The sequence below is a fragment of the Crystallibacter permensis genome, assembly GCF_025960875.1.
GTDB lineage: Bacteria > Actinomycetota > Actinomycetes > Actinomycetales > Micrococcaceae > Crystallibacter > Crystallibacter permensis.
The window spans coordinates 1-3,334 of the sequence record NZ_JAODLR010000053.1 but is presented as its reverse complement, the minus strand read 5'-3'; the positions used below and the strand labels follow the sequence as shown (position 1 = coordinate 3,334).

At 55.4% G+C, this 3,334-nt stretch carries 4 protein-coding genes and 1 pseudogene; all 5 read left to right on the top strand.

Annotation, left to right across the window (positions count from 1 at the left end; all coding sequences use genetic code 11):
* Nucleotides 1–234, top strand: a pseudogene (locus tag B0G38_RS23090) (hypothetical protein); the annotation flags it as partial.
* Between the two features lie 31 nt (nt 235–265).
* On the top strand, nt 266–1,195 hold the full coding sequence (locus B0G38_RS23085; RefSeq protein ID WP_264671637.1) for an amino acid ABC transporter permease: 930 nt from the start codon (nt 266–268) through the stop codon (nt 1,193–1,195).
* A gap of 12 nt (nt 1,196–1,207) precedes the next feature.
* The gene (locus B0G38_RS23080) at nt 1,208–1,960 is read left to right on the top strand and encodes an amino acid ABC transporter ATP-binding protein (RefSeq protein ID WP_264671636.1); all 753 of its coding nucleotides are present in this window, start codon (nt 1,208–1,210) and stop codon (nt 1,958–1,960) included.
* A 72-nt stretch (nt 1,961–2,032) separates the two neighbouring features.
* Nucleotides 2,033–2,956, top strand: a complete 924-nt coding sequence (locus B0G38_RS23075; protein ID WP_264671638.1) for a transporter substrate-binding domain-containing protein — start codon at nt 2,033–2,035, stop codon at nt 2,954–2,956.
* A gap of 116 nt (nt 2,957–3,072) precedes the next feature.
* The gene (locus tag B0G38_RS23070) at nt 3,073–3,261 is read left to right on the top strand and encodes a hypothetical protein (protein WP_413542106.1); all 189 of its coding nucleotides are present in this window, start codon (nt 3,073–3,075) and stop codon (nt 3,259–3,261) included.
* Nucleotides 3,262–3,334 lie beyond the last annotated feature (73 nt).

Sequence of the window (3,334 nt, the reverse complement as noted above, 5' to 3'; positions counted from 1 at the left end):
TCGAGCCCCGAAGTCGCAGCACAGACTTCACATCCAACCGATCAAGGAACAATCACTTTCGGATCCGATAAAACGCTATTGACCCACGCTCCTAGCGAACGAATTATCGCTGCTACCGGCTTCTCCGGATTCGGCTTCAAGATGTCACCCGGGGCCGGAGAAGTCGTTTCGAACATTGCAACCGGCGTGCTGGACCCTCGTTGGGACTTTATGTCACCTCGGCGGCTCTCATGAACCTGCTCGATCAAATCGCGGAGGGAAACCAATGACGGCGGTAAGGGATTTCAAAACGGAGGTACCAGGACATACTGATACCTATAGGCTCATCTACCGAAAGAGCTTTAGCCAGATCATCGCAACCGTCGTGACTCTGGTTCTTCTCGTTGGAATACTTGCGTCCATTGTCGGCAACGAGAACTTCAAATGGTCGATCGTCGGTGAGTACTTCACCGCGGCGCAAATAACCGACGGCATAATGCTGACATTGCAGCTAACCGGAATCTGTATGGTGATCGGGACTGCTTTAGGCATCCTGTTGGCCTTGATGCGTATCTCGGGCAATCGCCTCTTGTCGCGTGTAGCGTACGTCTATATCTGGTTTTTTAGGGCGACTCCACTTCTAGTGCAGTTGATATTTTGGTTCAACATTTCGGCTCTCTACCCGGTCTTCGCGTTCGGGATCCCTGGCGTCGGGGAAATGTGGTCCATAAACACTAATGCGTTCATTACACCTATGTTCGCTGCAATCCTTTGCTTGAGCCTGAATGAGGCCGCGTACATGGCCGAAGTCATCCGGGGCGGCTTCCTCGGGGTCGGTAACGGGCAGTCCGAAGCGGCCAAGGCTCTTGGAATGAACGGATTCCAAGTTCAGCGCATCATTCTGCCGCAGGCCACGCGGATCATCGTGCCGCCGACTGCGAATCAGTTGATCACTCTGCTGAAGAATACATCGTTGGTTAGTATTGTCGGCATTGCGGACCTGCTCCATAGCGCGCAGCTTATTTACTCGTCGAACTATCAGACTATTCCGCTGCTCATAGTCGCAGGCATTTGGTATCTCATCATTACTTCTGTCCTTAGTGTGGTGCAGATATACCTTGAAAAGCACTTTTCCAAGGGAACACGTGGGTCTACCCCGGCCAAACGGATAAAGAGACGACGGCCCAGCGGTACAACTAGTCTCGGGAGGGCGTAGGAAATGACGGACATGGTCGTTGTTGAGCAGTTGGAGAAGTCATTCGAAGGAAATCACGTACTGCAGGGAATCGATCTGCGGGTCAAGAGCGGTGAAGTCCTGTGCCTGATTGGGCCCAGCGGATCCGGCAAATCCACGTTGCTACGCTGCATAAACCTGTTGGAACAACCGGACTGCGGAAGGATTCTGGTCGACGGCGAATTTATTGGATTCAAAAGGCGTGGGAACAATTACGTTGAGTTGAGCGACAACAAGATTGCCGCACAGCGATCGCAGGTCGGCATGGTGTTCCAACAATTCAACCTTTTTCCTCACATGACAGTGCTGGAGAATGTCTGCGTCGCACCTGTCTGGGTCAAGAAGCAGAACCGTCGGGCGGTAAAGGACAAAGCGCTTTCCTTACTCGACCGTGTAGGACTCGCGGAGAAGGCCTCTCAATACCCGGGTCAACTCTCGGGGGGCCAGCAACAACGGGTCGCTATCGCCCGCGCTCTCGCCATGGAACCGCGGGTGATGCTCTTCGACGAGCCCACCTCTGCCCTTGACCCCGAATTAGTGGGCGAGGTTCTGGACACCATGAAGGAATTAGCATCGGCCGGCATGACGATGATCGTCGTTACGCACGAGATGGGGTTCGCGAAGGAAGTCGGAGATGTCTTGGTCTTCATGGATGGCGGAAGCATAGTGGAGCAGGGCGACCCTCGGAAGGTGCTTTCAGATCCCCAACATTTCCGTACTAAAGAATTCCTCAGGCAAGTTATCTAGCTGCTTACCAAATATTTCCCATTATCGGAGGGGTACGAAATGACTAGCAGAAGTTTCCGTAGTTTGACCGTCGTGGCCGGCATTGCAGGCCTTCTCGTTGCTGGTTGTGCTTCCGGATCAGCGTCCGCTGAACAGCCGGAATCCGCAAATGCAGCGCCAACTGCCAAGGAGTTCAAATCCTTCGAAGAGGTGGAGGTCCATCAACCGGCAGCAGATCTACTTCCTGCGTCTGTGAAGGGAAAAACAATTACCTTCGGCGTGGATGCAACAGCCGCTCCAACAAAGTTCATCGGTTCCGATGGACAGACTTTCGTTGGCCTGGACGCTGACGTGGCGCGCGCCCTGGGACAGGTACTAGGCGTGAACGTCGAATTCAGCAAGACAACCTTTGACGGGCTCATTCCTGGTATTCAGGCAAAGCGGTTTGATGCGGCCATAGCAGACATGGGAGTCACGGAACCGCGTTTGGAAGTTTTGGACATGGTGGGGTACGCGCTGGGCGGTGAGGCGATAGCCGCCTCCCCAGGGAACCCCCTGGACATCGGCCCGGATTCTATGTGCGGCCACAAGGTTGGTGTAGCTCAGGGCGGTCTTCAGGCAGTTGAACGAGGGCCGAAACGTAGTGCAGCCTGCGTCGCCGCTGGCGAACCGGCAATAAACTTCGTCACGGTTCCAGATCAGAACGCGGCCCTGTTGCAGCTCAAGAGCGGTCGGGTCGAAGCCGTGTATGCGGATGCCCCCGCGCTCTCTTGGGCCGCTAAGCAGTCGCCCGACGAGTTTGAGAAGGTTGCCGATATTCCGGGCTCGATCCTTTCGATGGGACTGGTCAAGGACTCCGAGCTAACTCCCGCATTCGTTGAGGCTATGAAGCACTTGACTACCCTCCCTGCGTATCAAGAGTTGACGGACCGGTGGGGGATGGATTATGCAGCCCTGGAGGCGGAGACCATTGATTCGTACAAGTCCCCTCCTGTACCTCCGCAGCCCAAGAAATGAGACCTAGCTGTTCCTTTCCGATTGTATAAAGTCCAGCGGAAATACCACTTGAGGTGCCAGGAGCACGCATTAAGGAAAGAGACGAGGGCCCCACGTTCTCACGTGGGGTCCTCCTCATGCATGCGACGGCGAAAGCTTGGCCGAGATGCCTCGCAGCCGTCCTGAGCTACGGACTGAAGGCGATGCTCGATCCGTCCTCCCCGCTCTACATCCCGCTCTCCGCCAACCCCCAGCTGCTGCGCTTCCTGGTCGGTTTCGCCCGCCACTGCACGCCCGGCAAATGGGCTCTCCGCGTTTCGTGGTGAAATCCACTGCTGCGATGCATGATCAGGCCGCCGTTCTGGCGGCGCTTCTGAGCATAATACGTGCGGTGTAATT

Bases quoted from the DNA above. Each gene is read 5' to 3' on its own strand.
- B0G38_RS23085 (WP_264671637.1), top strand. From the start codon at position 266: ATGACGGCGGTAAGGGATTTCAAAACGGAGGTACCAGGACATACTGAT.
- B0G38_RS23070 (WP_413542106.1), top strand. From the start codon at position 3,073: ATGCATGCGACGGCGAAAGCTTGGCCGAGATGCCTCGCAGCCGTCCTG.
- B0G38_RS23080 (WP_264671636.1), top strand. From the start codon at position 1,208: ATGGTCGTTGTTGAGCAGTTGGAGAAGTCATTCGAAGGAAATCACGTA.